Annotated in this window: 3 protein-coding genes; all 3 read right to left on the bottom strand. The window is 54.4% G+C overall.

Annotated features, from left to right (window positions below; translation table 11 throughout):
• A partial coding sequence (locus tag HCX89_RS22575) for a phage portal protein (protein WP_167717519.1) occupies nt 1-816 on the bottom strand: 816 nt, incomplete at its 3' end.
• Nucleotides 817-840: 24 nt separating this feature from the next.
• A complete protein-coding gene (locus HCX89_RS22570) occupies nt 841-1047 on the bottom strand; it encodes a hypothetical protein (RefSeq protein WP_107110136.1) in 207 nt (68 codons plus the stop codon).
• Nucleotides 1044-2153, bottom strand: a complete 1110-nt coding sequence (locus tag HCX89_RS22565) for a terminase gpA endonuclease subunit (protein WP_254428416.1) — start codon at nt 2151-2153, stop codon at nt 1044-1046. Before HCX89_RS22565 ends, HCX89_RS22570 begins: the two co-directional genes overlap by 4 nt.
• Nucleotides 2154-2206 lie beyond the last annotated feature (53 nt).

Below are 2206 nucleotides of genomic sequence, written 5' to 3'. Positions count from 1 at the left end.
ACGCGCCGCTACCCGTTCGGATTCTTCGTAGTCCTTGATATCAGCCAGACGGGTGAGAATGCCGTGAAACACACTCACACCGCGCAACTGATGCAGGCGCTTGAGATGGGCCAAGTGCATCATGGCCTTGGCAGGGATCTGTTTGGTAACGTGCTTGAACCCCATGACATCAGCGGGGTGCTGCTTGAGTACGTTATATGCAGTGACCTGGCCCCAGTCGTTCACGGTCAGCCCTTGGCGGATCTTCTTTGCCGTATCGTTGAGCTCATAGGGAACAAAGTCAGGCTCAAGAGCTTCGATAGAGTAAGGGGTGCCCTGTGGATTGGGGTGAATAAGGCTAGGGATTTTGCCAACCACATGCTGGCCGAAACATTCACCATCACGCAGCGCAGTGCGAAGCACTAAACGCTCAAGCTCTGGGCGGGTGTAGCGCCCTGTTACATCAGGCTTAAGACTCCAGGCAGCAAAGCGGCGCGCCAGTTCTTCGGCAAAGTCACCGAGTATATTGCCCGCCATGTCTTTTGGCTGCGGCTCCACCACAATGCCATTGGCGCCGACCACCCTCTCTTCAAGCCGGTCGAGAATGCCGATACTGAGATCGTGGTTTTCATCCAGCCAACGAGCTTGCTCTCGCAAGTTTTTGCCGGCGGCGAATACAGCCTGGTTTGCACCTCGGCCTTCACGCTTGCCCTTATGAGTGCGGCTTGGGCTAGCGGCTTCATACGCCCTGATATTCTGGTATTGCACTGCGGCAACTGCACGGTTTCGCGCCCACGCGGGCGAGACTGTGGCAATGATGTCATTGAGCCAACTCATGAATGCCCTCGGGTTTGTGTTGATTTAATTGAAAGTGGCCAGGCTGGCACCACCACGTTGGCGCCCTATGGATGCCAAACGCCGTTCCCATTCCTGACGGCCTTTGCGAATGGACTCCAGATCTTCCATTGCCAGCTGCTTGCCGTTGATAGTGGTGGACTTGCCGGCCAACACATCAATTTCAGCTTGGAGATAAACGGCAATCATTTTCTCGATTTGCTCTTTGTTCACAGCCAGCCTCCGCCGGACGTTTTCAGCCAGCCATTGCTCTCGCTGGCTTTTGTTTTTTGGGGTTTGGGTTTTGGTTGGGTATGCTCAGGTTCACTTTCCTGGCTGGCGGCCTGCAGGCTTAGCTTTTCGAGATCTATGCCGAAACGCTCAAGGGCGATGTAGAGCGCCGCCAGCGCATACACAAAGCAGTCCAGCGCTTCGTTGCGCTTTTTGCCTGCATCCCAGCGATACACAATGCGACCATCTCGGCGCACCGGGATTTTTCGCTCGGCGGTGAGCTGCTGCAGCTCTGCGTCATCACATACCGCTTCATTGAGCGGCAGGTGAATGGCACCTGGTTTGGGCAATGCCAAATCTGGCTGTAAGCGCAAACGCGACATAATCAGCTCTTTGGCGTTGTCGGTGCCAACCTCAGTTAGGTACACGCCTTTGCTGGTACGTTTACGGGGGAAATTGGCAATAGGCTTGCCGTAAACGTTTGCGCCTCTGATTGGGATAACCCTCATTACCCCAAGCTTTTTACTCATGTAATACACCACATCGGTGTAATGTCCGCCTGAGTCCCACGCCACAATTCCAATTGGCATCACAATGCCATCGGCTCTGGTGTAGGTTCTGTTAAGCCGCTCGGCCACTCTATCCAAAAGCTCTTGACTATCGGGCTTGCCGTTCAGGATAAAGCGGTCGATTAAAAAGGCTTCCTGCCCAGCTGCCCAGCCCCACACCCTGCCTTCATAGCGGTCGTCTTGGGTATCGACCCCGGCGGTGAGGTACACCACCCGTGCAGGCACTTTGCCATCCGGATACATTTCGCGGCGGCGCGCAAGTTCTTCCCATTCCAGCTTTTCTCCGGTGTCATCATCCCAGGGCTGGCCGAGCTTGGTATTGACGAATGTTTGTAGCTTTTCTTTGTCGTCCTTGGCCTTGTAGAAGTCGGCCACCAACTTTCGCCAACTTGAAAGGGGGTTGTAGGCCGACCAAATGTAGATAGCTACGTTTTCAGGGGTGGCTATCTCGCGGCCTTCGCTGTCGAAGAACGCCAGAAAATCTCTGGTCCAGATGCCTGTTTTTTCGCAAATCCACTTGGCATCAGGGTGTTCCTGCATTGCAGTCAGGCTTTTGTTTTCGATAACACAAGCGCAGTGTTCACACAGGTAAC

Source organism: Shewanella sp. Iso12 (assembly GCF_012030025.1).
GTDB lineage: Bacteria > Pseudomonadota > Gammaproteobacteria > Enterobacterales > Shewanellaceae > Shewanella > Shewanella algae.
Note: the sequence above shows the minus strand (reverse complement) of the source record. Positions and strands in the feature narration are given on the sequence as shown.

Bases quoted from the DNA above. Each gene is read 5' to 3' on its own strand.
- HCX89_RS22565 (WP_254428416.1), bottom strand. From the start codon at position 2,153: ATGCAGGAACACCCTGATGCCAAGTGGATTTGCGAAAAAACAGGCATC.